General features: G+C 65.4%; 23 protein-coding genes. 8 read left to right on the forward strand and 15 right to left on the reverse strand.

Features of this window, described 5'->3' with window-relative positions; all coding sequences use genetic code 11:
• Positions 1–76: 76 nt before the first annotated feature.
• Positions 77–3,325 carry a hypothetical protein gene (locus VN634_18610; GenBank protein HXC52905.1) on the reverse strand — a complete coding sequence of 1,083 codons (3,249 nt, stop codon included), beginning with the start codon at positions 3,323–3,325 and terminating at the stop codon, positions 77–79.
• Positions 3,326–3,751: 426 nt separating this feature from the next.
• Here VN634_18610 and VN634_18615 point away from each other — a divergent pair, with 426 nt between their 5' ends.
• The gene (locus VN634_18615; protein ID HXC52906.1) at positions 3,752–5,479 is read left to right on the forward strand and encodes a DUF1329 domain-containing protein; all 1,728 of its coding nucleotides are present in this window, start codon (positions 3,752–3,754) and stop codon (positions 5,477–5,479) included.
• Positions 5,480–5,492: 13 nt separating this feature from the next.
• Here the strand turns inward: VN634_18615 and VN634_18620 are convergent, their stop codons facing one another.
• Both VN634_18620 and VN634_18625 read right to left on the reverse strand, forming a co-directional pair.
• Positions 5,493–5,930, reverse strand: coding sequence for a TIGR03668 family PPOX class F420-dependent oxidoreductase (locus tag VN634_18620; protein HXC52907.1), 438 nt, complete (start codon positions 5,928–5,930; stop codon positions 5,493–5,495).
• The gene (locus VN634_18625) at positions 5,927–6,814 is read right to left on the reverse strand and encodes an alpha/beta hydrolase (protein ID HXC52908.1); all 888 of its coding nucleotides are present in this window, start codon (positions 6,812–6,814) and stop codon (positions 5,927–5,929) included. Before VN634_18625 ends, VN634_18620 begins: the two co-directional genes overlap by 4 nt.
• Before the next feature lie 204 nt (positions 6,815–7,018).
• Here VN634_18625 and VN634_18630 point away from each other — a divergent pair, with 204 nt between their 5' ends.
• The gene (locus tag VN634_18630) at positions 7,019–7,381 is read left to right on the forward strand and encodes a hypothetical protein (protein ID HXC52909.1); all 363 of its coding nucleotides are present in this window, start codon (positions 7,019–7,021) and stop codon (positions 7,379–7,381) included.
• 13 nt (positions 7,382–7,394) lie between these two features.
• Here the strand turns inward: VN634_18630 and VN634_18635 are convergent, their stop codons facing one another.
• Complete coding sequence (locus tag VN634_18635) at positions 7,395–7,895, reverse strand: universal stress protein (protein HXC52910.1); 501 nt, start codon at positions 7,893–7,895, stop codon at positions 7,395–7,397.
• A gap of 260 nt (positions 7,896–8,155) precedes the next feature.
• On the opposite strand from VN634_18635, the gene VN634_18640 reads away from it, so the two are divergent.
• On the forward strand, positions 8,156–8,980 hold the full coding sequence (locus VN634_18640; GenBank protein HXC52911.1) for an enoyl-CoA hydratase/isomerase family protein: 825 nt from the start codon (positions 8,156–8,158) through the stop codon (positions 8,978–8,980).
• Positions 8,981–9,096: 116 nt separating this feature from the next.
• Here VN634_18640 and VN634_18645 read toward each other — a convergent pair whose 3' ends face one another.
• From VN634_18645 to VN634_18660, 4 genes are all read right to left on the reverse strand, one after another.
• On the reverse strand, positions 9,097–12,168 hold the full coding sequence (locus tag VN634_18645) for a MopE-related protein (GenBank protein ID HXC52912.1): 3,072 nt from the start codon (positions 12,166–12,168) through the stop codon (positions 9,097–9,099).
• Positions 12,169–12,508: 340 nt separating this feature from the next.
• The gene (locus VN634_18650) at positions 12,509–13,471 is read right to left on the reverse strand and encodes a ferritin-like domain-containing protein (protein ID HXC52913.1); all 963 of its coding nucleotides are present in this window, start codon (positions 13,469–13,471) and stop codon (positions 12,509–12,511) included.
• A gap of 189 nt (positions 13,472–13,660) precedes the next feature.
• Positions 13,661–13,963 carry a putative quinol monooxygenase gene (locus tag VN634_18655; protein ID HXC52914.1) on the reverse strand — a complete coding sequence of 101 codons (303 nt, stop codon included), beginning with the start codon at positions 13,961–13,963 and terminating at the stop codon, positions 13,661–13,663.
• Between the two features lie 114 nt (positions 13,964–14,077).
• Entirely contained in the window at positions 14,078–15,445 is a 1,368-nt protein-coding gene (locus VN634_18660; GenBank protein ID HXC52915.1) for a TIGR01777 family oxidoreductase, read from the reverse strand.
• A gap of 152 nt (positions 15,446–15,597) precedes the next feature.
• Here VN634_18660 and VN634_18665 point away from each other — a divergent pair, with 152 nt between their 5' ends.
• Positions 15,598–16,080: a pyridoxamine 5'-phosphate oxidase family protein gene (locus tag VN634_18665; GenBank protein HXC52916.1), complete on the forward strand. Its 483-nt coding sequence runs from the start codon at positions 15,598–15,600 to the stop codon at positions 16,078–16,080.
• 5 nt (positions 16,081–16,085) lie between these two features.
• Here VN634_18665 and aguB read toward each other — a convergent pair whose 3' ends face one another.
• Together aguB and VN634_18675 are read right to left on the reverse strand one after the other, a co-directional pair.
• Positions 16,086–16,952 carry an N-carbamoylputrescine amidase gene (aguB, locus tag VN634_18670; protein ID HXC52917.1) on the reverse strand — a complete coding sequence of 289 codons (867 nt, stop codon included), beginning with the start codon at positions 16,950–16,952 and terminating at the stop codon, positions 16,086–16,088.
• Complete coding sequence (locus VN634_18675) at positions 16,949–18,043, reverse strand: agmatine deiminase family protein (protein ID HXC52918.1); 1,095 nt, start codon at positions 18,041–18,043, stop codon at positions 16,949–16,951. Before VN634_18675 ends, aguB begins: the two co-directional genes overlap by 4 nt.
• A gap of 265 nt (positions 18,044–18,308) precedes the next feature.
• Here VN634_18675 and VN634_18680 point away from each other — a divergent pair, with 265 nt between their 5' ends.
• From VN634_18680 to VN634_18690, 3 genes are read left to right on the forward strand one after another with little or no spacing between them, the layout of a single operon-like run.
• Positions 18,309–19,088, forward strand: a complete 780-nt coding sequence (locus VN634_18680; protein HXC52919.1) for an SDR family oxidoreductase — start codon at positions 18,309–18,311, stop codon at positions 19,086–19,088.
• A gap of 30 nt (positions 19,089–19,118) precedes the next feature.
• A complete protein-coding gene (locus VN634_18685) occupies positions 19,119–19,535 on the forward strand; it encodes a cupin domain-containing protein (GenBank protein ID HXC52920.1) in 417 nt (138 codons plus the stop codon).
• A gap of 7 nt (positions 19,536–19,542) precedes the next feature.
• The gene (locus tag VN634_18690) at positions 19,543–20,448 is read left to right on the forward strand and encodes an alpha/beta fold hydrolase (GenBank protein HXC52921.1); all 906 of its coding nucleotides are present in this window, start codon (positions 19,543–19,545) and stop codon (positions 20,446–20,448) included.
• Positions 20,449–20,493: 45 nt separating this feature from the next.
• Here VN634_18690 and VN634_18695 read toward each other — a convergent pair whose 3' ends face one another.
• From VN634_18695 to VN634_18710, 4 genes are all read right to left on the reverse strand, one after another.
• Positions 20,494–20,964 (reverse strand): hypothetical protein, encoded by a 471-nt coding sequence (locus VN634_18695; protein HXC52922.1) that lies wholly within the window; start codon positions 20,962–20,964, stop codon positions 20,494–20,496.
• A 136-nt stretch (positions 20,965–21,100) separates the two neighbouring features.
• Positions 21,101–22,405, reverse strand: a complete 1,305-nt coding sequence (locus VN634_18700) for an AmpG family muropeptide MFS transporter (GenBank protein HXC52923.1) — start codon at positions 22,403–22,405, stop codon at positions 21,101–21,103.
• Between the two features lie 125 nt (positions 22,406–22,530).
• Positions 22,531–23,178 carry a nitroreductase family protein gene (locus tag VN634_18705; protein HXC52924.1) on the reverse strand — a complete coding sequence of 216 codons (648 nt, stop codon included), beginning with the start codon at positions 23,176–23,178 and terminating at the stop codon, positions 22,531–22,533.
• A gap of 101 nt (positions 23,179–23,279) precedes the next feature.
• Positions 23,280–24,767, reverse strand: a complete 1,488-nt coding sequence (locus VN634_18710; GenBank protein ID HXC52925.1) for a lipase maturation factor family protein — start codon at positions 24,765–24,767, stop codon at positions 23,280–23,282.
• A gap of 35 nt (positions 24,768–24,802) precedes the next feature.
• On the opposite strand from VN634_18710, the gene VN634_18715 reads away from it, so the two are divergent.
• Entirely contained in the window at positions 24,803–25,213 is a 411-nt protein-coding gene (locus VN634_18715; GenBank protein HXC52926.1) for a Rieske 2Fe-2S domain-containing protein, read from the forward strand.
• A gap of 12 nt (positions 25,214–25,225) precedes the next feature.
• Here the strand turns inward: VN634_18715 and VN634_18720 are convergent, their stop codons facing one another.
• A complete protein-coding gene (locus VN634_18720; protein HXC52927.1) occupies positions 25,226–26,443 on the reverse strand; it encodes a hypothetical protein in 1,218 nt (405 codons plus the stop codon).
• Positions 26,444–26,446 lie beyond the last annotated feature (3 nt).

Genomic DNA, 26,446 nt, shown 5'->3' on the forward strand with positions numbered 1-26,446 from the left:
CCGGACGATCCCGGCTTTCCCGCCCTATGAAAACCATCCCGGCGTCCGGCGCCCGAAGCAGGACCGCTGCGAGTGCCTACTTGCAGACGATCGTGCTGCCGAGGCTCGCCGTGCTGCATTGCGGAAGCGGCGAGGGTCCGGGGAAATCCCCATCCGCGCACTGGCCCGTCGTCGCGATCGGCGTGTCGATCACGATCGTCGCCCGCAGCGGCAGCGTCGCCGACGCAGCGGGCATCGTGAGTCCCTTTCCCTTGATCCCGATCTTGACGAAGCCCGGCGCCGCGCTGCTGGTCTTGATGCCGATACGGCCGATGCCGCCGGTCTTCGGTCCCCAGTACTTGAACCCTGACGTGCTCGTCGTCCAGCTCGCACCGCCCGCCACCGTCACATCGAGCAGCGAGTTCCCGATCGCGTCCGAGACGATGATGCGCAGGCCGTTGGTCGCCGGATCGATCGCCGGCGACGTCGGCACCGTGGCCGAGCCTTTGATCTTGAGCGACTCGTCTCCCGCCGGCAGCACGAGATTCTTCGCGATCAGAAGAGGCCGGTTCATTGATGCGCCGGACGTGCACGGATCGCATGCGTCGCCATATCCGTCGCCGTCCGCGTCGGCCTGCGATGCATTGGCCCCGCCCGGGCAGTTGTCGATCGCGTCCGAGATTCCGTCGGCATCACTGTCGCCGCCGCTGCCCGACGGATGCGAGGACGCGTCGGCGGGATCGGTGCCGGCGTCGATCTCGTCGCTGTCGAACCACGTATCCTCGTCGCGATCGACGCCGAGCCGTGCCTGCGTGCCGAGCGGAACCACCGTGAACGTGATCTCGCCGCCGGCGGCGCCGCTTTGCCGGAGCGAGTTCGCCGTCGGTGCTTCGGCCGCACGGTCGGACTGGAAGACGCCCGTGCCCGCCACGTAGACCCATCCCCGCTGCTCGAGCGCCATGCGGCCTTTGGCGACGAGACCGACGTCGCCGGCATCGGCAAGCGCGATCATCGCATTCAGCAGATTGACGGTCGCAACCGAGTTGTCGTTGGCTCCGAGAACCGTCAGCTGCGTTCCGACCGCCGCATGCGTATCGGTCGGGAACGAAAGCAGGAACGCCTCGATGTCACGACGTTCGGCATCGCCGGCCGCGCCCGCCGGGAAACCGAACTGCGGCTGCTTCAGCAGATCGAACAGCGTGTCGAAGCTGCCGTCGTGCCCGAATCCGAAGCCGCGGTTGTTGGTCAGCGACGAATAATCGAGGCCGATCTTCTTGTAGAGGTCGCGCAGCTGCGGCACCGCGATTCCCTGCGATTCGTTGATCAGATTCGGCGAGATGACGATGCCGTTGCCGCCGGTCGGCAGCGTGTGGCACGTCACGCACGCGGTCGTGCCGTTGAAGATCGGCGCGGTCATGAACAGCGTCTCGCCGTTGGCGGGATCGCCGGCGTAACCGGGGACCGTCGCGGGAGTCGCATCGTCGAACGTCCGATAAGGGTTCGGCGGGAAATGGGTGGTCGCGAGAAACGCCTCGAGTGCATTCATCTCGGGCGTGGTCGGCGGCGTCGAAAGACCGAGCAGATCGACGAACCCGCTGGTGAACGCGCCGATGTCCTCGCGGTCGCCGCGCCAGTGCAGCGGCTCGGTGCCGACCGACCCGATCAGCGTCTGCGTCATCATGGGGCCCTTCATCGGATGCCAGTCGGCGCAGACACCGGCGAGGCCGGTGCCGGTGTTGCACGGCTCGTCGAGCGTCTTCATTGCGCCCGACGGATCGCCGAGATCCCACGCTTCGGTGTCGCGCGTCGCGTCGATGTGGCATCCGGCGCACGCCTCGCTGCCGAGGCGCGACGTCAGGTGTGCGTCGTACAGGAACGGCCGGCCGGCCTTGATGACCTGCGGGGTCGGATCAAAGAACGTCGTGCGGCCGACCTCGGTGTTCGCCGCCGTGTCGATCGACGAAATCGAGCCCTCGAAGCGGTTCCACACGTAGAGGCGCTGGCGCGGCTCGTCGAGCGCGAGTCCGGTCGGACCTTCGCCGACGTCGATGGTCGCGACACGCTGGCCCGAAGAATTGGCACGCATGATGTTGTTCGAGCCCATGCCGCTGATCCACACGGCAGAACCGTCGGTCTTCCACGCGATGCCGCGCGGATCGGCGACCGACATGTCGTGCTCGGCCTGCGTGACGCTGGTCTTGAGGAACTGCGGGCTCGGCGGATTCAGGAACAGGTGCGGATTGAGATCGGCGACGCCTCCGATCGCGCCGATGTTGGCCGGATCGAAGCTCGCGATGCGCTGGCGCACGTTGCTCTGCGCGCTCTGGAAGAAACGGTGCTCGTTCGGACCGTACGTGCCGACGACATACACACGTCCGTTCGCCGGATTGATCGTCATCGCGGCGTTGATGTTGAGCAGGTTCTTCGCGTACGTCACCGAAAGATTCGACGTCTGGATCATCGCAACGTCGTTCTCGTTCAGGTTCCACGTGACCAGCGCGTCCCAGATGTGGTTGTTGTCGTCCTTCCAGTTGACGCCTTCCTTGTTGATGATCAGCGACGTCGTCGGCGGTGCCGGCAGGCCCCCTGCGATCGGCGGGTTGAACGTCGCGCCGCTGTTCGGCGGAGGATTGGCGCCGCCGTATGGTCCCGAAGGATCCGAGACGATGCTCTCGGGAAGGATCATCGAGCGATTGCCCGATTCGAAGATCGCCGCGTAGACGCGCGTGCCGTCGGTGGCGAGCGACCGCACGTCCTTGCCGAGGATCGGAACGATCGCCGTAGGCGCCGCGAGCGACGCAGGATCGTAGACGGCCACCTCGTTCTGCTGCGCAACGCTGATGTACGCGCGCTGCGGGCTGCCGGCGAAGACGACGTCGCACGGCTCGTCGCCCGGCGAGAACGATGTGACGACGTTATGCGTCGTGAGATCGACGACGCTGACGGAGTCGGAGATCTTGTTGGTCACCCACGCTTCCGAATTCGTTCGGGCGCGCACCGAAACCGGCTCGAGGCCGACCGGGATCGAGGCCGTGTGGACCGGCAGCGCGCCGCCGAGAGTGAAGACCTCGAGGCGCGCATCTGCCGTATTGGTGACGAGAAGCCTCGTGCCGTCGGGCGTCATCTCGACCGGATGAACCGGCGGAGTCTCCCAGTTGTAGAACGATCCCTGGGAATGCGCCGGATGCGCATACGACAACACGATGCTCGCGGCGCCGAGGAGCGCGCACCCCGCGGTGCAGACGGCCGACCGAGGCCGCGAAGGTTTGGCTGTATGCCGGTTCAGCGAGCGTAGCGCTTGCCGGCTGGAGACCCCGAGGTACGCGTGCGCGCTGCGTCGAATCATTGTCACAACTCTTCCCATGCAGGACAGGCGTGAAAAACGACGTCACGTCGTGACGTTTGGTTCGCTGCAGGGATCGGCGCGCCGCGGCCATGAATGGCCGGATCGACAGGCAGGAGGACTTTCGGCTGATCGCCCGGTGCGGAATCCGGTGACACACGTCCACTGGCGACGAGGTCACGGCTTCGAATTCGCATGATGGTTCTCCCCGTTGCGGCCGTGAGCCGCTCCCTGATTCCGTCGAACGTACGGAACCGTGGCGGAGATGACCACGGCTGTCGCCGAGCTGGCAAGAGTTTCCACGGGTCGTGGGAAAGATCGCGTCTCAACATGTGTTCAGGATTGTTGCATCACGGGTGGCGAGCCCGTAGGAGAAAGATGGGGATTCGCCGGGCAAGCCGGCGTAGGACGAGGGGACCAGTGGCGGATATGGAACGCGAACCTGTGAAAGCCATCGAGCGCCGCTCGATGGCGCTGCTCCGCGCAGCGCTGCCGGCAGTTCGTGTGGCGCGGACTGCATTGCTCGTCGTGCTGCTCGCCGTCGCGATGACTCCTGACGTGATTGCGGAAGAAGCTCCCGCCGAAGGCATCGTCCCGCCGCCGGCCGGTACCGACATCGAAACGCTCCGCAAGCTGCTCGGCCTTCCCGCGCAGCCCGAGACGCACCATACGCCGCCGGCTGCACCTGCTCCGGCGCCCGAAGCACAGGCGCCGCCGCCGGTTCCCGAGCCGCAGGCCGAAGCGCCTGCCGCGCAGCCCGAAGTCAAAACGCCCGAGCGCGGCAAGCCGTACGTCAAGCCGAAGGCGGTCGCGAAGCCGGTCATCAGGCGCGCGCCGCGGCCGGTCGTAACAGCCGAACCGCAGGCCCCTTCCCCCGAGCCTCCGAAGGCCGAGCCTGCGCCCGCGGCATCAAAGCAGGAGGCGAAGCAGGAAGAAGTGGTCATGGGTTCGCCGCAGGACATTCCTGCTGCAGGCACCGTCGTCGACAGCTCGAACCAGGAACGATGGAAGCATCTGCTCGGCCCGTCGATCCAGTGGGCGGTTTCGCGCGGCGCGACGCTTCCCGTCGTCGACGCGATTCCGACACCGATGGAATCGTTCCGCGAGGCAGCGACGAAGCAGTACAGCCCGCAGGTCGAGCTGTCGCCCGACGGCAACTCGATGCGCAACTTCGTCGCCGGAATTCCGTTCCCGCTCGTGACCGACGACGATCCGAACGTCGCGATCAAGATGATGTTCAACTTCGAGAACCGCATTGCGGTCGACGACATCGCGCTGCGCCACCTGTCGTGCGACACCGGCCGCATTCCGCCGGGCAAGGGAATCGAAGTCGAACGGCATTACGAGGTCGATTCATTCCGCCGCATCTTTTACACGGGTCGCTTTCACGTCGACCCGAAGCCGACGTGGGCAACGCCCGAAGGCATTCGCTATCGCGAGATGCTCGGCGCGCTCGACGAGCCGTTCGACCTGAAAGGCGCGGGCTTCTCGTACATCCGCTATATCGATGCCCGCAGGCCCGACGACTCCTGGCTGTACTTCCCGCAGCTCAAGCGCGTGCGACGCCTGAGCAGCGCGCAGCGTTCCGAGGGCGTCTTCGGACAGGACGTCGATCTCGACAGCTATGCCGGCTACGCGGGAAATCCCGCGTGGAGCCACTGGAAGTATCTCGGCAAGAAGACCGTGCTCGGCGTGCTCCATTCGAAGCATTTTCCGGCCAGGTTCCAGGATGCGCCCGCGGACTTCTTCCCCGACGACCGCTGGGAGCCGCGCGAGGTGTACATCCTGCTCGCCGTCTCCAAGCTCGGCGGCTACAACTTCGGCCAGCGCGTGCTCTACCTCGACCGCGAAAGCCTGCTGATCCCGTACACCGAGATCTACGACCTCAAGGGCTCGCTGTGGAAGAGCCTCATCCAGACGTGGAGCTTCGGCAGGTCGCCGATCATCAATTCGAAAAAGCAGACGTACGACTACGAGCAGTTCTACATTCCATCGCTGTCGATGGTCGACATCCAGCAGAACCACGTGACGCGCTGCTACCTGCCGAGCGACAAATCCCCCAAGGACGAAGAAGGCTGGTACTGGAACCGGGGATCGGAAGAAGGAACGACCGAGCAGGTCTTCTCGGTTTCCCACTTCATCGAAGCAGGGCACTGAACGCGCCGGATCTTCAGTCGGCGCTGCCCTGCCAGGAGACGAGCCGGTCGATCCGCAGGCGGATCATCGGATGCGTCGCGAAGGCGAGCGTCATCCTGCGGTACTGCGGGTATTTGCTCCGCAGCGCTTCGAGTGCCGCGAGGAACTCGCGCTCGTCGGTGACGACGTGCGCATCGCACTCGGCCATCACGAACCACAGCGCTTTCCATTCTTCTTCGTAGTGATCGACGAGCAGCGTCGCGCGCGGATTGGCCTCGATGTTGCGAAGCCGGCGCAGGTTCGTGCGCGTGCGTTTGGGTTTCTCGTCGATGACCGAGTACGCGGCGCCGCTGACGACGGCGAAACACAGCGGGACCACGTGCGGCCGGCCGTCGCTCGACGCAGTGGCGAGATGACCGACGCGTGCGCCGGCAAGGCGCTGCAGGGCGTCGGTATCGCCGGCGCCGATCATGTCTGCGCCGCGAGCACCGTGCGCGAGAGGAAGTCGATCACGGCTTCGCAGAACACGTCGTTGCGGTCGCCCGCCACCATGTGCGACGCGTCTTCGACGTCCACGTATTCCGCATGCGGAACCATCTCGAGGAAATCGCGCACGCCTTCCTCGCTGACGATCTCGCTCATGCGACCGCGCACGAGCAGGGTCGGAACCGACAGCGAACGGACGGCGGCGTTCATGCGCTCGGGGTAGTCGTGGTGCTTGCTGCGCGGCGAGTCCGACAGAAAGCGCGGATCCCAGTGCCAGCGCCAGCGGCCGTCGTCGCCGAGGCGGAGGTTCTTGGCGAGCCCGCTCGTGTCGGCCGGTCGCGGACGGTGCGGAAGGTACTCGGCAATCGCATCAGCAGCGTGCTCGATGGCCTCGAACCCTTCGGGAAAAGCGTTCATGAAGCCGACGATTTTCTGGACGCCGACCGGATCCATCTTCGGCGTGATGTCGACCAGCACCACCGCCGACGCCACCGGATGCGCGTGCTCGCAGATGATGCTCGCGATCCCGCCGAGCGACGCGCCGACGAGCGCGGGTTTCGACGGAAAACGCATGGCGACCTCGTAGACATCGGCCGCGAACGTTGCGATCTCGTAATCCCCGTCGGCCGCCCATTCGCTTTCGCCGTGCCCGCGCAGGTCGAGCGTCACCGCATGAAATCCGGCCGCCGCGAGCTTGCCCGCGGTTGCGCCCCACGCGTGCCGCGTCTGGCCGCCGCCGTGCAGCAGAAGAACCGGCGGCCGGTCGGGCTCACCGTACGCGTCGGCCGCGAGCACAATTCCGCCGGCGCCCGTCAGCTCGAGGCGGCGTGATGGCGGCAGTGAAGTTCGCGATGGGGGTCGAGGTTCCAAGGTGCTCTTGTGAAAGGTGAAAGACCGGCGCGCGGAAGCTATGCACCGACGGACGGTGGGTCAAGCTCGTGCCGGCCGATGCGCGGTGCATGCGCCGTGCATGCGCCGTGCATGCGTGGTGTATGCGCGGCGTAGCGCGGGCACGCCGCGCAGTGCACAACACCGTCGCGGAGACACCGTTACGCGCCCGACAGGAGTCACTCGATGCCCAAACTCATTTCAGCCCCGAAAACCGTACCGGCCGCAGGCGATCCGCCGAAGAGGATCGACGAGTACGTCGGCCGCATGAACACGGGCGATGCCGGAGTAAGCATCGCGCACATGCGTTCGCCGGCCGGCTGGTCGGAGCCGGGACAGCGTCCGGAATTCCGCGAGATCACGGTCGTGCTCGGCGGCAGGATCAGGGTCGAGCACGAAGGCGGCGTGATGCTGGTCGAGAAGGGACAGGCCGTCATCGCCGAGCCTGGCGAGTGGGTTCGTTACTCGTCGCCGTTCGAAGGCGGCGCCGAATACATGGCGGTCTGCATCGAGGCGTTCTCTCCGCAGACCGTCCATCGCGACGAGTAGCGCGTCAGGACATCTACTTCTTCTTGACGGCCTTCGTCTTCGCGCCGGCCTTTGTTCGTGCCGCCGACGGCAGCGGCGGCCGCACGACCAGCACCGGACAGGGTGCTTCGCGCAGCACGCGTTCAGTGACGCTGCCGAGGATCACGTGGCCGAGTCCGCGACGCCCGTGCGTGGCCATGACGATCAGGCTCGCTCCCGCCTCTTCGGCAGCCTTGCAGACAACTTCGTGCGTGACTCCGGCGCGAATCACGATGCGCGGCAGCGTGCGCGCCTTCATGTGCCGCCGGACCCAGCCTTCGAGCGTCTCGCGCGCCGCGGTCTCGATACTGCGGTCGAGCGACAGGAGGTCGACCGGCGGCGCGAAGTCGGTGAAGAGCAGCGTCGTCGTCTGAGGCACGTGGAGGATCGTCAGCTTCGCGCCCTGCCCTTCGGCCAGGTGGGCAGCGTACTGGACAGCGGCGAAGGACTCGGGCGACAGGTCGGTGGTCGCAAGGATGTGTTTGAAGCGTTTCATCTGGAAAACCTCCTGGTCTCGTCCTCCGGAGACACTGCACGGCCCGTGCCACGCAGGATTCCCGCATTTTCGGCGCTGCAAACCGTGATCTTCGCGAGCGCGCGAACCACGGCGGGCGATATTCTCAACGTCGCGACTCGGCAGCAAGCATTGCGGCGGCATCCGCCGCTCGCTACATCGCTGGGACCCCGCGCATCGGCGATTCTTCGTGCGCACGGCGAGACCGCCGCGAGACGGCGACCGCTCAAAGGAACGGCAAAATGGCTTATCAGAACTACCAGTGCCTCAAGGTTCGGCTCGATCGCGGAGTGTGCTTCGCCACGATCGACCACCCGCCGATCAATCTGTTCGACGTAGCCCTGATGCAGGAGATCGACAGCCTGGGTCGCCAGGTGGAAGCCGATCCGGACGTTCGCGTGATCGTGTTCGACAGCGCCGACCCGGACTTTTTCATTGCCCATGCCGACGTCTCGCTGATCCAGCAGCTGCCCGACAACGCGCCTCCGCGTGCATCCGAGCTCGGGTTCTTCCACGCGATGGTCGACCGCTTCCGCACGATGCCGAAGGTCAGCATCGCAAAGATCGAAGGCCGCACGCGCGGCGGCGGCAGCGAGTTCGTGCTGTCGCTCGACATGCGCTTCGCCGCGCTCGGCAAGGCGGTGCTCGCGCAACCGGAAGTCGCGCTCGGGATTCTTCCGGGAGGAAGCGGCACGCAGCGGCTTCCGCGCCTTTGCGGGCGCGGCCGTGCGCTCGAGATCGTGCTCGGTTGCCAGGACATTCCGGCCGACGTCGCCGAACGATACGGCTACGTCAATCGCGCACTGCCGCCGCATGAGCTCGGACCGTTCGTGAGCGCGCTTGCATACCGGATCGCGTCGTTTCCGCCGCAGGCGGTCGCGCTCGCGAAGTCGCTCGTGAACTCGGCCGAGTATCGCGTCGAAGACGGCCTTCTCGACGAAGCCCACGCGTTCAACCAAACGCTGCCGACGCCGGAAGCCAAAGAGAGGATGGCCGAGTTCCTCGCGCGCGGCGGACAGACGCGCGAGGTCGAGGCCGGCTCGCTCGACGACGTGCTGGTCAAATAGCCGGCAAGCCGGGAGTGAGAGAGGATCGCCGGGGGCGGTCAGGGAAATAGTTTACTGCCAGTCAACGCGTAAGTGGCACGCGGCCGGTGCAGGGATGCACCGGCCGCGCGCTCGTTCTAATGCACCACGCTGACGATGACGGCAGTCTGGTTCGCCGGATTCGGGTCCAGCACCGGGCTCGACGCCGTGGCGGTCACGGTGATGGTCGCACCGGCTGCGGGCACGACGGTGATCGTCTTGTCTTTGTGCCGGCCGACGCTGAGGTCCGCAAGCGTACAGGTGATTCCCGCCGCCGTACCCGTGCAGCCGCTTGGCAGCTTCAGGTCGGTCAGCGCGCCGGTGATCGTCGCCAGGATGGTCACCGCCGGCACGGCACGAGCAGGTCCGAGATTGGTCACGGTCAGCTGGAATTTCAGCTGTTTGCCGGCAGTTGCCGTCCTGGTGTCCTGCGCGACCGACATCGCGAGGTCCGCGCGAGCCGTTTCCAGGCAGTCGGCCACGCCGTTGCCGTTGGAATCGGTGTCGGGCACACCGCAGCCGCACGCGCCCGGAGTTCTCTTCGCGGGGTCGGCCGCGCAGCCGTCGATGCAATCTGCCACACCGTCGCCGTCGGAATCGGAAGCAACCGGAGTGACCGCGTTGCACGTGGCATCACAGCCGATCGTGCCGCCGCCCGTCGCGCCGCAGACGTTCGGCGTCGAGTTGCAGGCGTCGCCGTAGCCGGCCGGATTGGGCGGCGTGAGTGCATCGCAGATGCCGTTGCATCCAATCGTCCCGGCGCCGGTCCCACCGCAAGCATTCGGCAGCGATGTGCATGCGTCACCGTAGCCGGCGGGATTCGGAGGTGTCTCGGCATTGCAGGCACCGTCGCACCCGATGGTTCCGGCCCCGGTCTCACTGCAGACGTTCGGCAATGAAGCGCACGCATCGCCATAACCGGCAGGATTCGCCGGAATGGTCGCATCGCACGCGACGCCGAGCCCGTCGGGGGTGCAGACCAGCGTGCCGGCACCAGTGACGCCGCACGCGTTCGCTTCGCTCTGGCAGGAGCCGCCGGTGTCGAAGCCTTCGTCGGTCACCGAGTCGCAGTTGTCGTCGACGCCGTCGCAATGCTCAGCGGCACCAGGATGCACGTCGGCGTTGCTGTCGTCGCAATCCGTTCCTCCGTCAGCGATCGGAGCATAGCCGTCTCCGTCGGCGTCGACCCCGCCACAGGCAGGATCGACTGCGTTCACACAGCCGGCTGCGGCATCGCACGTGTCGAGCGTGCACGGATTGTTGTCGTCGCAGTTCAGCTTGGTCGCCGAGCATCCCGTCGACGGATCGCAGGTCGCATTGACAAGGCACGCATTGCCGTCGTCGCAGCTGACCGGTGAGCCGCCGTTGCAGACACCGCTGTGCCAGGCTTCGCCGGTGGTGCACAGGTCGCCGTCCTCGCATGGCGTCCCGTTCGGCGGCGGCGGACAGTCGGCCGCGCAATTGGCGTAGTTTTCGCCCGGCATGCATTCGTCGTCACCGCACTCGCACCCGTCGTCGATCGAGCCTTCGCAGTCGTCGTCCAGACCGTTGTTGCAGATCTCGAACGGAGAAGGCGCCGGAAGCGGGTTGCACTTGACCGGGTTGGTCGGGTCGGACGGATCGCACGTGTTGACTGTGTTCTGGCACAGTCCGAAATCGCCGCAGGTTTCGAACATGTCGTCCACGACGCCGTTGCAGTCGTCGTCGATCCCGTTGCAGCGTTCGTCGCCCGTCTGCCACGACTCGTCGGTCAACCTCCATTCGGTGCTTTTGCAGATTTCGACGTTGCCGAAGCAGGGTCCCTGCTGATTGACCGCAGGCCGCGTCAGACCCTCTTCCTCCGGCGCACAGCTGGCCGGCAGGTCGGCTTTCGCGCACAACGACTCGCAGTCGTCCGTCGGCGTGTTGACGCACTCGCCGCCCGGGCAGGTCGTGTCATCGCACTCGCCGTGCGTGAAGCATTCGGGACTGATCGTCGTACCGATCACGCAGCGTTTGCCGTCGCACGCGTCGTCGCACGTGTACGGCATGGTCGTGCCATCCGGCCACGCATAGACCAGATTGCTGCAGGTCGCAGGCAGTACCGGCGGCGGCTGGTTGGCCGGCGGCTGCACGGTGCACATCGTCGAGCAGTCGAGCTGCGCCGTCTGCACGTCGACGCACGAGCCCGCGCAGGCGGAGGCGCACTGATCGGCCAGGTAACAGGCAGGGCTGATCGTATTGCCGACCACACAACGGAAGCCCGCACACAGATCGGCTCCGCAGGTATACGGCGAGGTCGAGCCGTTCGGCCACGTGTAGACGAGATTACCGCACGTCACCGACGACGGCGGAACTGCCGGCGGAGGCTGCGTGCCGAGACAGAGCGTGGAGCAACCGTCGTCGCTCACGTTGTTGCCGTCGTCGCATTCCTCGCCGGGATCCAGCTTGTTGTCGCCGCACAGCAGGGTTGGATCCGTATTGGAGGCATCCACCGCGGCAAACCAGCTTGCCGGAACCACGACGATCGCCGTGTCGTAGATGTGGTCGCCGGAGTCGGCAACGCGGAAGTTCACCATTTTCGACGACGAAAGGCTCGTCAGGAGCACGACGCCGGTGTCCGACGGGCCGTACGGTATGATGTCGACCTTGTTGTTGATCCAGCTGTTGATCGAAACGTCGACCGTCGGAACCCCGGCCCCGGCGATCGTCATCCAGTCGGTAAAGATGGTCTGATACCACTCGAACCACTCGGACGAGACCGCCAGCACCACGCTGTCCGTCGGCGGCACGAACGAATCCATCAACACGCAATCGAAGGTGTCCCAGCCGTCCGGATTGGTTCCGCAACCGGACTGAGTCACGTCGTTGCTGATTTCGGAATCCGGATCCGCGGGATCGCCCGAAGTGAGAACGAGAACGTTGCCGGCGCCCGTCACGCCGCCTTTGGCAATGATCGCGTCATGGACGAACGGCGGCAAGGTACCGGAATCAAACCATCCGCATTGGCTGGGATGTGTCGCGCCGTCGCACGGCGACGCGGCCGAAGCCGTCGATGCGAGAAGACTTGCGCCGAGCAGCATTGCGCCGATCAGCGGTACCAGAATATGGACGCCGGCGTGGCTTCTGCCATCACTCCACGGTTGCTGCTGTGAGACGACATCGGCTGAACGTTCAGGAATGGTTCTCATAGGTATACTCCCGCGCTTCGCGCTGTCTGCACGCGAACCGTTGCAACAGGAATGCCATCACGAGAACCGTCCGCGTACTGCGTTGCGGCGAGCCGATTCACGCAAGATCGTGCGCGAACACTCGTCGAGTCATGCCAGAACCTGCGTACTCTGCTCGCGCGAGCGTCAGCGGCCGCGCGCAGCGCTTCTCACGAATTGCACGCGCGTCTCAGAATCTGGAAGAGCGAGGACGGTCAGAAGGCGGCGACAGGTCGCCGAACGTCGGTCGGCAGACCTTGCGGCCGCCGACCGGGATGGACAAGTGCAGAGCTGTGATTACGGGAGAGAGTAACGCGCGAGATCAGGCCGAAGCTTCCCAGTCCTCGAAGCCGAGAATCCCCAGCTTTCCGAACTGTCCGCGCAGGCGGTCGTTGAGCAGGCCGAGCCGCTTCACGTTCGGCACGATCTTCGAGAACAGCATCGTGCGGAACGTCTTCATCGTCTCGGACTTGTCGCTGAGCTCTTCCATTTCCCTGACCGGAAGACCCTGCTCTTCCCACAGCACTTTGGGAAGCAGGCGGTCGCGCATCAGGTAGCACGCCTCGACCGCGAACTCTTCGCGGATCTTGAGGTCCGCATCGCTCATGTCCTTGTACGCTTCGCGCAGCGAGAGCACGCCGAATGCGACGTGGCGCGACTCGTCACCCATGATGCGCGACGTGATGTCCTTGATGAGCGGCTCGCGCGTGATCTGGTTCTGCATGCCGAACGCGGCCAGCGCGAGACCTTCGACGAGGATCTGCATGCCGAGGTACTTGATGTCCCATTCCTTGGCCGTGAGGATCTGGTCGAGCAGCTTGCGGAGCTCCGGATTGCACGGATACTCCTTTTCCATCTTGCGACTGAGGTAGAGCTCGTACGCTTCGACGTGGCGCGCTTCGTCGGCGGCCTGCTGCGCAGCATAGAACTTCGCATCGATGTCGGGAACGCAATTGACCAGCTGCGCAGCCACCAGCAGCGCACCCTGCTCGCCGTGCATGAACTGGCTGAGCGTCCACGCCTGGCCGGCATGCCTGAGCTCGCGGATGTTCCTGTCGCTCAGCTTGTTCCAGTGCGAGCTGCCGTACCACGGGATCGTCTGGTCGGGCATGTTCTCGGCTTCGGGATCGACGTGCGTCGACCAGTCGGGATCGCTCTTCGCATTCCAGTGTCCGGCCTTGGACTTCTCATAGAGGTTGCGAAGACCTTCCTCTTTCGAGGCGTAGTCCCACACGTAGTTGAGATCGAAGCCGGTGTTCAGTGCTTCCGCGCTCTGTCCGAACATGTCTGGTCCCTCCGGAGAAATGCTCACGGCCGCCGTCGCCGAGGCGCGCGGAAAGTAGATAGCTCCACTATCTATGTCAACGGCTCCCATGCGCAGCACCCGATTGGGCGCCAGAACGAACGGTTGCGCGGGATCGAGGGCGGCCAGCGGACCGCAATTCCGCGAGGATTGCCGCGTTCGTGCGCCGGCCTACCCGAGAGCGACCTCGCGCTCGACCTCGTAAGCCTTGATCCGCAGGCCCTTCGGGCGGATCGCGCCCATCGCCTGGTTGAAGCTCGCCATGTGCGGCGACGCCATGTGCGCCTTGATGTCGTCCATCGAGCGCCACAGCTCGACCACGCGGATCTTCGCGGGATCGCTGATGTCGACCGAGAACGCGTAGAGATTGCAGCCCTCCTCGGCGCGCGTTGCGGTTTCCATCTCGGCGATGGCGCCTTTCACTTTGTCGGCGGCTCCCGCCTCGACGTCGACTTCGACTGTAACGATGATCATGCGCTCTCTCTCCTCGATTTGTTTTTGTATGACCGGCCGAATGGCTGAGGGCCCGCGCAGGCTCGTACTCGAACCTGCGGAAAAACTACATCCGCATGCCGGCGGTGCCGGCCGTCAGGCAAGCAGCTCGAGCAGGCGTGTACGCCGGTACGCAAAAATGAGCGCCACGTCCCGGTCCACGCCGCGTCCGGCAACGAGCTCGCCGAGCGCGCCGAACGGAAGCTCGTAACGGACCGTATCGCGCACGAGCGTTCCACCGTCGAGCGGCTCGAACTCGTGGGTATGACGCCACGACCGGTACGGTCCCTTCTGCTGAGTGTCGACGAACGTACGCGGCGGATCCCAGACGTCGATGCGCGTGCGCCATCGGATCGGAATGCCCCGGAGCCTCAGCCGATACTCGATGATCGCGCCTTCATGGAGCCCTTCATCCGGAAGCTTGACCACGCGAAATCGCAGGAACGACGGCGTGATCATCTCGAGATTCTTCGCGTCGGAAAAAAACTTGAAGACGTCGTCCTGCGAAAGATCGAACCAGACTTCCTGTTCGAGAACCTTCGACAGATCGGTGCAGAGGTCGGCAAACGCGGCGGCGATGTCGGGATAGTCGTACGGGAAGCCGTGCTCGGTCGCCGCAGTGCTTGCCACGCGCTGTCCGGTCAGCACGAGGCCGGCCCGCTCGCCGAGCATGAGGCCGACCAGCGACGACGGAACAGGAACCGGCGCGCGGCGATGGAGCGCGCCGGCGAGCGCGGCGGCAAAATCCGCGTTGGTCACCGGATGCGGGGCAACCGCATTGATCGGCCCTTCGTACTCGCGATGTTCGAGCGCCGCGATGTACAGCGAGACGAGATCCTCGATGTGAATCCAGCTCACCCACTGCTTGCCCGTGCCGTGGCGCCCGCCGACGCCGAGCCGGAACGCCGGAAGGATGCGCGGCAGCGCGCCGCCTTCGCGAGCAAGCACCACGCCGGTTCGCATCGCGACCCAGCGAAGCCCGAGAGTCTCGACCCGGCGCGCTTCCTGTTCCCACGCGACGCAGACGTCGGCCAGATAGCCGTCGCCGGGCGCAGACTCCTCGCTCAGCAACTCGTCGCCGCGCTCGCCGTAGATGCCGATTCCCGACGCGGAAACCATTACCCACGGCCGATCCTCGACGGCCCGGGCGGCGATCGCACCGACCAGCGTGCGGGTGCTGTCGATCCGCGAGCGCATCAGCGCCTCGCGGCGCTCGGCGCTCCACTTGCCGTCGCTCGCGCTCTCGCCCGCCAGGTGCACGACGCCGTCGACGTCGTCGAGTGCACGGTCGTCGATGTTGCCGTTGTCGGGAAACCATTCGTGGATCACGCAGCGCACCGGCAGATTGATGCTCGCGTCGTCGAGATTGCGCGTCAGCGCGACGACTTCGTGACCTGCTTCGAGAAGCCGCTTGACCAGGCGGCGACCCACGAGTCCGGTCGCACCGGTGACGAGGACTTTCATTGGGGAATGTTCACCACGGAAGCAGGTGCCCTTTGTGCCGGGAAAGACGCCGGCGCGCAATCCGGATTTCCGCCTCGATCTGCTGCCCGATGTCCGCGTCGAGCTCCGGTGCGGTTCCTGTCGATTTCGCGCGGCCGTGCTATGCACGCGCGATGAAGACTGACCAGACTGCCGGCGCACTCGCGGCGCTCGAGAGCCTTATCCAGGCAAGCAGCGGCGCAGCCGGACCGGCGCTTGCCGACTCGATCGCATGGGAGCCGCGCCGGATGAACGCTGCCGAGCTGTTCGAATTCTGGCGAAGCATCCGCATGATCGCGATGACCACCGTCGGCCCCAAGGGACAGCCGCACACGGCACCGGTGCACGCCGAGCTTCGCGGCGCCAGCGTTCGCATTCTGGTCTACGACGATGCAGCGCGGCGCCGCGATATCGCGGGCAACCCCCGCGTGGCTCTGACGGCGTGGAACGAAGACGGCGCAGTCGCGATCCTCTACGGACGCGCGCACGAAATCGACGGAAGCCTGCGCGACGCGCGGCCTGCACAAAGCGGGCGCCCGCGTCGCGTCGTCGAAGTCGACGTCCGGCTTACGCGCGTGCATGCGATGAATGCGAAGAAGGTCTGCGGAGACCGCTGAGTCGCTCAGGGCTTGTGCAGGGAATTGCCGACGAGGGCTCCATAGAGGTCGGTTCTGCGGTCGCGGAAGAATCCGAACGCCGCGCGCGCACGGGCGATGGCGTCGAGATCGAACGTCGCGATCGCGACGCCTTCGGTCTGCGAGTCGAGTCCCGCAACGATCTCGCCGCGATGGTCGGCAAGGAACGAGTGCCCGTAGAAGATCTGGCCGTCCTCGTTTCCGATGCGGTTGGCGGCGGCGATCGGCACGACGTTGGAAACCGCGTGTCCGATCATCGCGCGCTGCCACGGCTTGCGTGTGTCGAGCTCGGGATCGTGCGGCTCGCTGCCGATCGCGGTCGGATACAGCAGCAGCTCCGCGCCGCCGAGCATCATCGCGCGCGCACATTCGGGGAACCACTGGTCCCAGCAGACGCCGGTGCCGATGTGTCCATGCCGCGTCGACCAGACGCGGAACCCGGTGTCGCCGGGCCGGAAGTAGAACTTTTCCTCGTAGCCGGGGCCGTCGGGAATGTGACTCTTGCGATAGACGCCGAGCACGCGGCCGTCGGCGTCGATCATCGCGAGCGAGTTGTAGTAGTGCGGGCCGTCTTTTTCGAAGAACGAGATCGGCAGCACCACGCCGATTCCGGCGGCGAGATCGCAGAAACGCCGGATCGTCGGGTTGTCCGCGAACGGACGCGCTTCGGCGAACCAGTGCTCGTCTTCGACCTTGCAGAAGTACGGGCCTTCGAAGAGCTCGGGCGCCAGCACCACGCCGGCCCCGCGAGCCGCAGCCTCGGTGATGAGCTCTTCGACGCGCGCGACGTTCTGCTCGCGGGTGCCGCCGAGCGCGCACTGGACGACGCCGACCGTGATGATCCGGTTCGTCATCGCGCAGCGTCTCCGGGGGCGGCCGGTTCCTGCTGCGTGATGCAGTGGAATGCGCCGCCGCCGGTCAGGATTGCCCGCGCCGGAAGACCGACCGTTCGGCGCCCCGGGAAACACGACGCGATCACCGAGATGGCTTCGCCGTCGTAACGGCTGCCGTAGGTCGGAACGACGATCGCCGTGTTCGAGATGTAGTAGTTCACATAGCTCGCGGGCATCGGCTCGCCGTCGGCATTTTCGATGATTCCCGGCGATGGAAGCGTGACGACGTCGAGCGAATGTCCGGACGCGTCGCGCATCGTGCGAAGGTCGTCGACGACCGCGGCCAGCACGTCACGATTCGGGTCGCCCTCGTCGCGCGCTTCCATGCACAGCACGCGGCGCGGTCCGGCAAACCGTACCAGCGTATCGACGTGACCGTCGGTGTGATCGTTGAGGAGTCCGTCGCCGAGCCACAGCAGCTTGTCGACGCCGAGCGCATCGAGGACGTGGGCTTCGACATCGGCCTTGGTCATCGTCGGATTGCGATTTGCGTTGAGCAGGCACTGGCTCGTCGTGATCGCCGTGCCCTGGCCGTCGACTTCGATCGCGCCGCCTTCGAAGATCATCGGCACGTCGAAGCTGTGCAGGCCGCTAGCCTGGCGAACCGCGCGCGCGAGCGCGAGATCGGCCGGGAAAAGATACTTTTCTCCCCAGCCGTTGAAGCGAAAGCAGACGGCTGCCACTTCTCCCGATTCGCTCGTCGTAAAAACCGGGGCCGTGTCGCGAAGCCAGATGTCGCCGTACGGGATGCGATGAAAGCGGGCCGCGAGGCCGCTGAGCGCTTCGGTGGCGGCGCGCTCGGCCTCGTCACCGGCGACGAGCACTTCGAGAAGCTCCGGATTGGCGCCCGACTCCGCGGAAGCGATCGCGCGGCAGAGCGCGGTGAACTCGCGCTGGGCGTCGGCAAGATCGTCCTGCCAGAGGTCGGCGGCCGCGGGCCATGCCAGCCACACGGCGCGGTGGCGCTCCCATTCCGCCGGCATGCGGAAGCCCGAGCCCTTCGGGGTGTCGATGCGGACATCAGCCCGCCGTGGAGCGATCACGTCATGCACGGCGCCTTCATGCCTGTGTCCCGGGGAGCGTTGCAAACGCGTGCGTGGTCTCACAGTTCGGCGACCACGCGCATCCATTGGACCCCTGCGCGAACCGTTGCGCCAAATTTCGCGCACCGGACTGACTCCTGCCGCGGGTGAGTCGGCGTGCGCAAAGTCCGTCTTGGAAATACCCTCTTCGTAGTGACTCGAGTCGTTGACAGAGCCTTCGCTCGCAGTCATCACCATCGCGTCCTGCGGGCGCCCGGAAAACAGGAGGTTCGCAATGAAGATCCTCGTGATTGGCGGCACAGGCCTGATCGGCTCGAAGACCGTCGCGATTCTTCGCCAGGGCGGCCACGAGGTGGTCGCGGCATCGCCGAAAACCGGCGTCAACACGATCACGGGCGAAGGACTGGCGGAGGCCGTCGCCGGCACAGACGTGGTGATCGATCTGGCCAACTCGCCTTCGTTCGAAGACAACGCGGTGCTGGAGTTCTTCGAAACCTCCGGACACAACCTTCACGCTGCCGAAGCTGCAGCCGGCGTCGGTCATCATGTCGCGCTGTCCATCGTCGGAACCGACCGCACGCCCGACAACGGCTATTTCCGCGCCAAGGTCGCGCAGGAGAAGCTCATCGAAGCCTCCGCCATCCCGTACACCATCATCCGCTCGACCCAGTTCCTGGAGTTCCTCGGCGGCATCGCCGATTCGAGCCCGGCGTCTGAAGCCTATCCGGCTGGAAAGGCGATCCGGATCTCACCGGGCTTGTTCCAGCCGATCGCAGCGGACGACGTCGCCGTCTTCGTCGCCGATGTGGCGCTGGCGGCGCCGCGGAACGGCATCGTCGAAATCGCCGGTCCCGAACGAGCGCCGTTTCACGAGATCATCGCGCGCTATCTGAAGGCAGTCGGCGACCCGCGCAAGGTCGTAGCCGATCCCGAGGCTCGTTACTTCGGCGGCAAGGTCGAAGAGCACTCGCTCGTTCCGTTGGGCGAAGCACGCCTCGGCCGCATCGGTCTCGACGAATGGCTGCGTCGCTCGCCGGTGCGCAGGGCAATGTGATCTTCACAAGCGAGCGGAAGGAGTCACTTCATGAAAAAGCTTCTTTTTTTGCTCCTCGTCGCCACGCTGCCGTTCGCCAATGCCTCCGCCGAAACCGCGGCGTCAAAAAACGCCAAGGTCACGCTCGTCTACGAGCACGAGCTTCCGAACGTTCCCGGCAAAAGCATCAAGGGAGTGCTCGTCGAATACGGCCCGGGCGGCTACTCGCCTGGCCACACGCATGCCCGATCGGCTTTCATCTACGCGACCGTGCTCGAGGGCGCCATCCGCAGCCGAATCAATGACGAACCCGTGAAAACGTACGAGGCGGGCCAGAGCTTTACCGAGATGCCCGGCGACCGTCACAGCGTCAGCAGCAATGCGAGCGAGACGAAGCCGGCCAGGCTTCTTGCAGTGTTCGTCGTGGACACGGGCGAGACCGAGCTTACGATTCCGATGGGAAATTGAGCGACGCATGACGACCGGCCCGACCTCGCCGCCGCGCGCCGGTTCATCCGAATGGCATCACGACGAGCTCGCTGCGGGCGGCCTTCGCTTTCACGTCGTACGTGCAGGCGATGGGCCAGCCGTGCTCCTGCTGCACGGATTCCCCGACTTCTGGTACTCGTGGCGATACCAGATTCCGGCGCTCGCAGCCGCAGGCTTCCGCGTCATCGCTCCGGATCTTCGCGGCTACAACGCATCCGACAAACCATCAGGGGTCAAAGCCTACGACATCGATCTGCTGGCCGCGGACGTCGCCGCTCTTGCCGATGCGACCGCGACCGGCCGCGTGCATCTCGCCGGGCACGACTGGGGCGGAATCGTCGCGTGGTATGCTGCCATGCAGTACCCGGAGAAATTCCAGAGCCTCGTCGTGCTCAACGCGCCCCACCCCGCAACGTTCGCGCGTGACCTGTTCACCACGCGGCAGTGGCTGCGATCGTGGTACATGTTTTTCTTCCAGCTGCCCGGACTTCCGGAAGCGATGGTACGGCTGGGCAATTTCCGGTCGCTCGACGAGACGTATTCGCGCGAGGTATTCGGACGCGACGCGTTCGCGCACCGCGAGATCGACGATTACAAGGCTGCGCTCGCGATGCCGGGCGCGCTGACGTCGGCCATCAACTACTATCGTGCGGCGTTTCGGCGCTTCGTGCGTGCGCCGCGCGGCGAGCACCGGCCGATCGAAATCCCCACGCTGCTGCTGTGGGGCGACCGCGACAGGCACCTCGGCAGCAGCCTTACGGTCGGACTCGACCCATGGGTTCCCGATCTCAAGGTCCGGCATTTCCCGGACGCGGGCCACTGGCTGCAGCTGGACGAGCCGGACATCGTCAACCGCATGATGATCGACTTTTTCTCGAGCGCTTCGCGATAAGGGACGCGCAGGAACGCGAATCGATCGAAGCTGCTTTTTGTCGAGTTACTTTTTGGCGGTCACCATCACGACGTCGCCGGGCTTCTTCGCCCATTTCGCGCTCCATTCCTTGATGCAGGCCGGCAGGGCATCGAAGCTCGATTGCCGCGAATAGACCCGAACCTTACCGCCCGAGAGCATCGCAGCGTTTACCGTGTTCCTGCCGGCATCGACGCACAGCACCGCGTTCTCCTCGCCGCCCATGTGCGGCGCGTTCCCATCCGTCGAAAGCGTGCCGCCGGTGAGCGCTATCGGGCCCATCACCGAAAGGTTGTTCTCGAGATGCTTCAGTTCAGCGCCGACCACGTGCTTGAGCTCCCGAGCAACGAGCGGATCCTTGAGGAACTTGGCGAGCTCATAGCTGCCGACGTACTTCGCCAGTGCGGTCTTCTGGGCATCTGTTCGCGGCTCGTCGCCGGCATGGGCAGCGGCGACGGATATTGCGAAACAGGCGAACGCGATTCCTGCGATTCTCATGGATGGTTCTCCGAGGGATTGCTGAGGTGGTGCAAATCACTCCACGCGCTCGACGTTGAGCCCACTTGCCGGCTTGCCCACGCCAAGACAAATAGAGCGTATCCGAGGATGATTCTTCGCCCGGCCGCATGCGGAATCAGGTCCTGTCGGCAATGTTCGCCGGCGTCCACGGCGCGACCTTCAGCAGCAGCAGCATTCCGGGCAGCGTCATCACGAAGCACAAGAGGAAGAAGTCGACGTAGCCGAGCTGCTCGATGAGCCGGCCGGCATATGCGTTGACGACGGTGCGCGGCACCGCCATCAGGCTCGTAAACAGCGCGAACTGCGTGGCCGCGTAGGCCGGACTCGTCGTGCGCGCAATGAACGAAACGAATGCGGTCGTCCCAAGCCCGACGCCGAACGCTTCGATGCCGATCACCACGGCGAGCTGGAGAAGCCGCGCCGTATCCGGCGGCGCGGGTCCTCCGGCGGCGAGCCACATGAAACCGAGGATGGCCAGCGCCTGCGCGGCGCCGAAGATCCACAGCGCGCGGTCGATGCCGAGCCTCAGCATCCACAAGCCGCCGAGCAGCCCGCCCGCCACGCTGCACCACAGTCCGGCGTTCTTCGCGACGATGCCGATGTCGGTCTTGGAAAACCCCATGTCGAGGTAGAACGGCGTCGCGAGCGCCGTCGCGAGCGAGTCGCCGAGCTTGTAGAAAAACACGAACGCGAGCACGAGCGCCGCGCTCTTCCAGCCATGGCGGCTGAAGAACTCGACGAACGGCTCGACGATCGCATCGCTGAGCGTGCGCGGAGCGGCGTGGTACGACTCGGGCTCGCGAATCGAGAGCGACAGGATCAGGCCCGGAACGAGGAACGCGGCCGTGATCGCGAATACCTGGAACCACGGAAGCCGGTCGGCAAGAAACAGCGACAACGAGCCGGGCACGAGCCCGGCCATCTTGTATGCGTTGACGTAGACGCCGTTGCCGAGGCCGAGCTCGGTTTCGGTCAGCAGCTCACGCCGATACGCATCGATCGCGATGTCCTGCGTGGCCGACAGCAGCGCGACCAGCGACGCGATGGCGGCAACCAGCGTCACCTGCGTCTTCGGATCGAGTGTGCCGAGCGCGACGACGGCGGCGAGAAGGCCGAGCTGCGAGAGGAACATCCAGCTTCGCCTGCGGCCGAAGCCGATCGGATCGTAGCGGTCGACGAGCGGCGCCCACAGGAATTTCCACGTGTACGGAAGCTGGACGAGCGCGAATGCGCCGATGGTCGCGAGCGACAGCTCTTTGGTCTTGAGCCACGCCGGAAGGAGATTGAACAGCAGGAACAGCGGAAGACCGGACGAGAACCCGACGACGGCGCAGATCGCCATCTTGCGCCAGTCGGTGCGCGGCTTTGCACCCGCCGCTTCACCGGCGGCTTCTGCGCCCTCCACAACCTCGTCCGCCACCGACCGATGGTACATGGCGCCGGATGCGCGCGCAGCCGGCCGGCAGAAGGTTTCTGTGCAGCAGCGTGTCGCACGTTCCGACGCGCCGCTGCGCGCGAGCCCCGCGGCCCGTCGCTAACTTCTGCTCAACGCTTCGTGCCCCATGCGTTCCAGTACGTGATCTCGCGGCTCGGGATCCGTTTCGCCGGCTTGAAGTCTTCGCCGGAGAAATACGCGACCGGCAGCAGCGCGGCCTGCGTGATCTCGGGCGGAATGCCGAGGATAGCGGCGGCTTCGGACTCGAACATCAGATGGATCGTCGTCCACGCCGATCCGAGGCCGCGGGCCCTGGCGGCCAGCATGAACGACCAGACCGCCGGCAGGATCGATCCATACATCGAGGCTTGCGCGAACTGCGGCTGCGATTCGAAGCGGCCCTCGATGCACGGGATCAGGAACACCGGCGCCTGCTCCATCGTCTGCGCGAGGTAGACGGCTGAGTCGATTACGCGCGGCAGCTGCCTGGTGCGAGGGTCTTCGTCGGGGCGCTCGGGGCGCGGCATCTGCGCGTACAGCTCGAAGCCTTTGCGATACAGGTCGGCGAGCGCCTTTTTCTTGCCCGCATCGGTCACGACCATGAACGACCAGCCCTGCTGGTTCGATCCGGTCGGCGCCTGAGTCGCGATGTCGATGCATTCCTGGATCAGCGCGGGATCGACCGGTCGTGAGTAATCGAGCCGTTTTCTCACCGAGCGCGTCGTCGTCAGAAGCCTGTCGGTTGCTGCAAGATCCATATCGGTTCTCCTTCGAGGTTGCGTAAGGGTCGCGTGCTACTATCGCGAAAACGGGACATGTGCATTTTTGCTGGCAAATTTTAAATGTACCTGTCCCCATTTTACGGCCGGGACAAAGTCGGCGAGAACTGGCCGACCGGGCGGCGCTTCCACCATGCTCCGGTCTCGCGGTGGGCGGTCCAGTCGGTGAATTCGTACTCATAGAGCATCGCGCGCACGTGGTGCGGAGGCTTGCCGTGAAACGGATCGGATGCCAGCAGCGCGATGACGTCGGGTGATCCTTCGAGGAGCCGCCGCTCGAGCTCGACCAGCCAGGGACTCCTTCGCCAGTCGTCCAGCGCAGCGAACCACATCTGCCAGTCGAGGCGCGGCTGGTGCGGTGCGACGAATCGCGGCCGCCGCGCAACGTCGACGGGTTTCCATCGGAACGGATATTCGACCCACTGCTGGCCGTCCTCGCTGCCTTCGAGAATGACCTCGGGGCGGTGCTTGGTCATGACCGAAAACAGTCCGTAGCTGCTCGTCACGTGCCACGGCTCGAGCACGGCAACGAGCTTCAGTACCGGCGGAGGAAGCACGTCGAAGCCGCGAAAGCGCGCGATCATCAGCGCGCCGCCGCAGACGGCAAGCGGCAGCGCAACGATCGCCAGCACGGCGGTACGCAGCATCGCGGCGTGCGACCTGACGACCGGCTCGCGCGGCCAGCGACCGGCAACGAGTCGTTTCGGCTGCACGCGGTCGAGCATCGCATCGATCGCATCGTCGTCGAGCAGCGAAAGGCAAAGCGACGCCGACAGCAGGTTGAAGAACGTATAGTTGCCGGTCGCCGCGATCAGGAACTGCAGCCCGACCAGCAGGAAGAATCCGGCCAGCCGCGCGCGTCGCGGCCCGAGCGCGAGCCACGATGCGCCGAGCTCTACTCCGAACATCATCGCGCACGAGAATCTCTGCAAGACAGCCGGAAGCTGGTTGGCGAGCCACGCGGTCCACGTCGGCAGCGGCTGCGTCCAGTAGTGGTACTCGAGCGCAGTCAGGTTCCACCACACCGGATCGTTGCTGAGGAGCTTCACCGCGCCCGAGGCGAACATCAGCCGGAACACGAGCCAGCGAAACATCCAGATGACGACCGGAGACGGCTCCGGATCATAACCGGCCTGCTGACGAAGCCGCATCGGCGCGAGAAAGATCGCAAGGAACCCGGTTTCGAGCAGAAGGATGTCCCACTGGAATCCAAGAAAGACGCGCCCGATCTGGTACAGCGAAAAATACAGCAGCCAGCAGAGGAGCGCGGTGATCGTCGGCAGCACGCCCATCATCAGTAGCAGTGCGCTGGCTGCGCCTGCCCAGCACACGCCGGTCAGCATCGCATCGCTTGCGCCGAGCCAGAACACCGTCGGATGCGCCTGCCACGCGTCGGGGCCGAGACGCTGCGACAGGTAGTCGAGATACTGCGCTGCCGGCAGGATTCCGCGTGCGCCGTAGAGGCCCTTGATCTGGACGGCCAGTGAGACGAACGCGATCAGATAGACGAGCGCGATCGACCGGAGCAGGAGGCGCGCGGCTGCGGCGCGCGGTCGCGGCCCGTTCATTCCCTTCGGAGCCGTTCGGCTGGTAGCCTCGGCACGTGAGCGGAGACGTGCGCCAGGACCGCGACCAGAACATCGACCGGAAGATCGATGAGGAAAGGATCGTCGTCTGCAGCGCGGACGCGCTCGGCGAAAACCAGACGGTCAAGTTCCGCATCACGCGCGGGCCGGGCGAAGGCTTCGTGATCCGGCACAACGGGGAGCTTTACGCCTACCGCAATGAATGCCGGCATATTCCGCTTACGATGGACTGGGTGGAAAACCGTTTCCTGTCGCGCGACGGATGCTGGATCCAGTGCGCGACGCACGGTGCGCGCTATGAGATCGCGACAGGACTTTGCGTGGCCGGTCCGCCGGCAGGTCTTGTGCTTCATCGATTGCCCGTCACGGTCGAGGACGGGACCATCATCGTGCGCGTTGCGGCCGGCGAGGTCGATCCGCGGCGCTAGCGATTCGCCTGGCTACGGGCAGCTGAGCGCGACCGGCTGCCCCACCGAGTAACGCAGCAGCGGCAGCGCGTCACTCGAGGTCACGCCGCCCGGGGACGACACGTCGCAGACTTCCGCAGGACAGGTCGTCGAGCCGACGGCACCCTTCAGAGCCTGCAGCGCATCGGTGGCGGTGATGTCGTCGTCGCTGTTGGCATCGCCGCAGCGGGGCTCCGGCGCCATCTGCCAGCCGATGTCGGACAGTATCGCGAGCGTGATGCGCAGGCTGTGCGGCGCCGGGCTCGTGATGTACGGCTCCATCAGCTCGTTCGGAGCGACGGCCGTGTCGAGATGCGCGACCGACGAACCGGGCTGGTAGAAAATCGGCGCGAACAGCTGCACCGCTCCGTCGAGACGCTTTCCGCGCGTGATCGTCTCGGCCGCGTCGATGACGGCCGGGCCGGCCCAGACCAGCGCCGTGTTGTCGACGATCGCGCGCTGGCGCTGCACGTCCGACATGCGCGAGACCTGCTTCGGATTGATATTCCGGTCTTCGACGTTGTCGATGTAGGCGTCCTGAAAGTTGAAATACATCTGGCCGGTGTTCGGGTCGATGAGATCGAGCACGCCGAGACCGTGACCGATCTCGTGCAGCACGACCGACAGGAAGTCGATGTCCCCTCCGGCGTTGCCGTCGACACCGTAGTAGAAGCCGAGACCGCCGAGCACGAGATCGCCGTCCACTTCCGAATTGAACTGCGACTGGATCTCCGGGCACTGGTCGCCGAGAAGCTCGATCGGACAATCATTGGGAACGCGGTCGTTCAGGTCGCTTCCGCGGAACTGGTTGGCGAGCGCGGCGACGTACCACGTCTCGGGCTTGGCTACGCCGGGAAAATCGCGGTGCACCGTGGTCGGTGCGGCCTGGCCGAGAATGGCCCCGAACTCATCGCCCTGCAGATCGTCGAAGCTCGCGCTGACGATGATCGGCACGTTTCCACGAAGGCGCAGGCCCCAGGCTTCGGCGGCATACTGGAAAACGTAGTAACGCTGCTCGCCGAGCGTCGTCCCGGGGTTTCGGCCGACCGGGGCGACCGGCGTGTCATCGTTGAAGCCCTCGTCGCCCGTATTGGTGCTCGTGACGATGATCTGGACGGCGCCGGCCGGAGTCGCCACAGCGGCAAGCATGACGCCGAGCAGAGGCGCTGCCAGCCAGAGGTTCGTTCGCGATGATTTGATGCAGCGTCTCATGAT

It is taken from the genome of Candidatus Limnocylindrales bacterium, from assembly GCA_035571835.1.
Lineage (GTDB): Bacteria > Desulfobacterota > Binatia > UBA1149 > CAITLU01 > DATNBU01.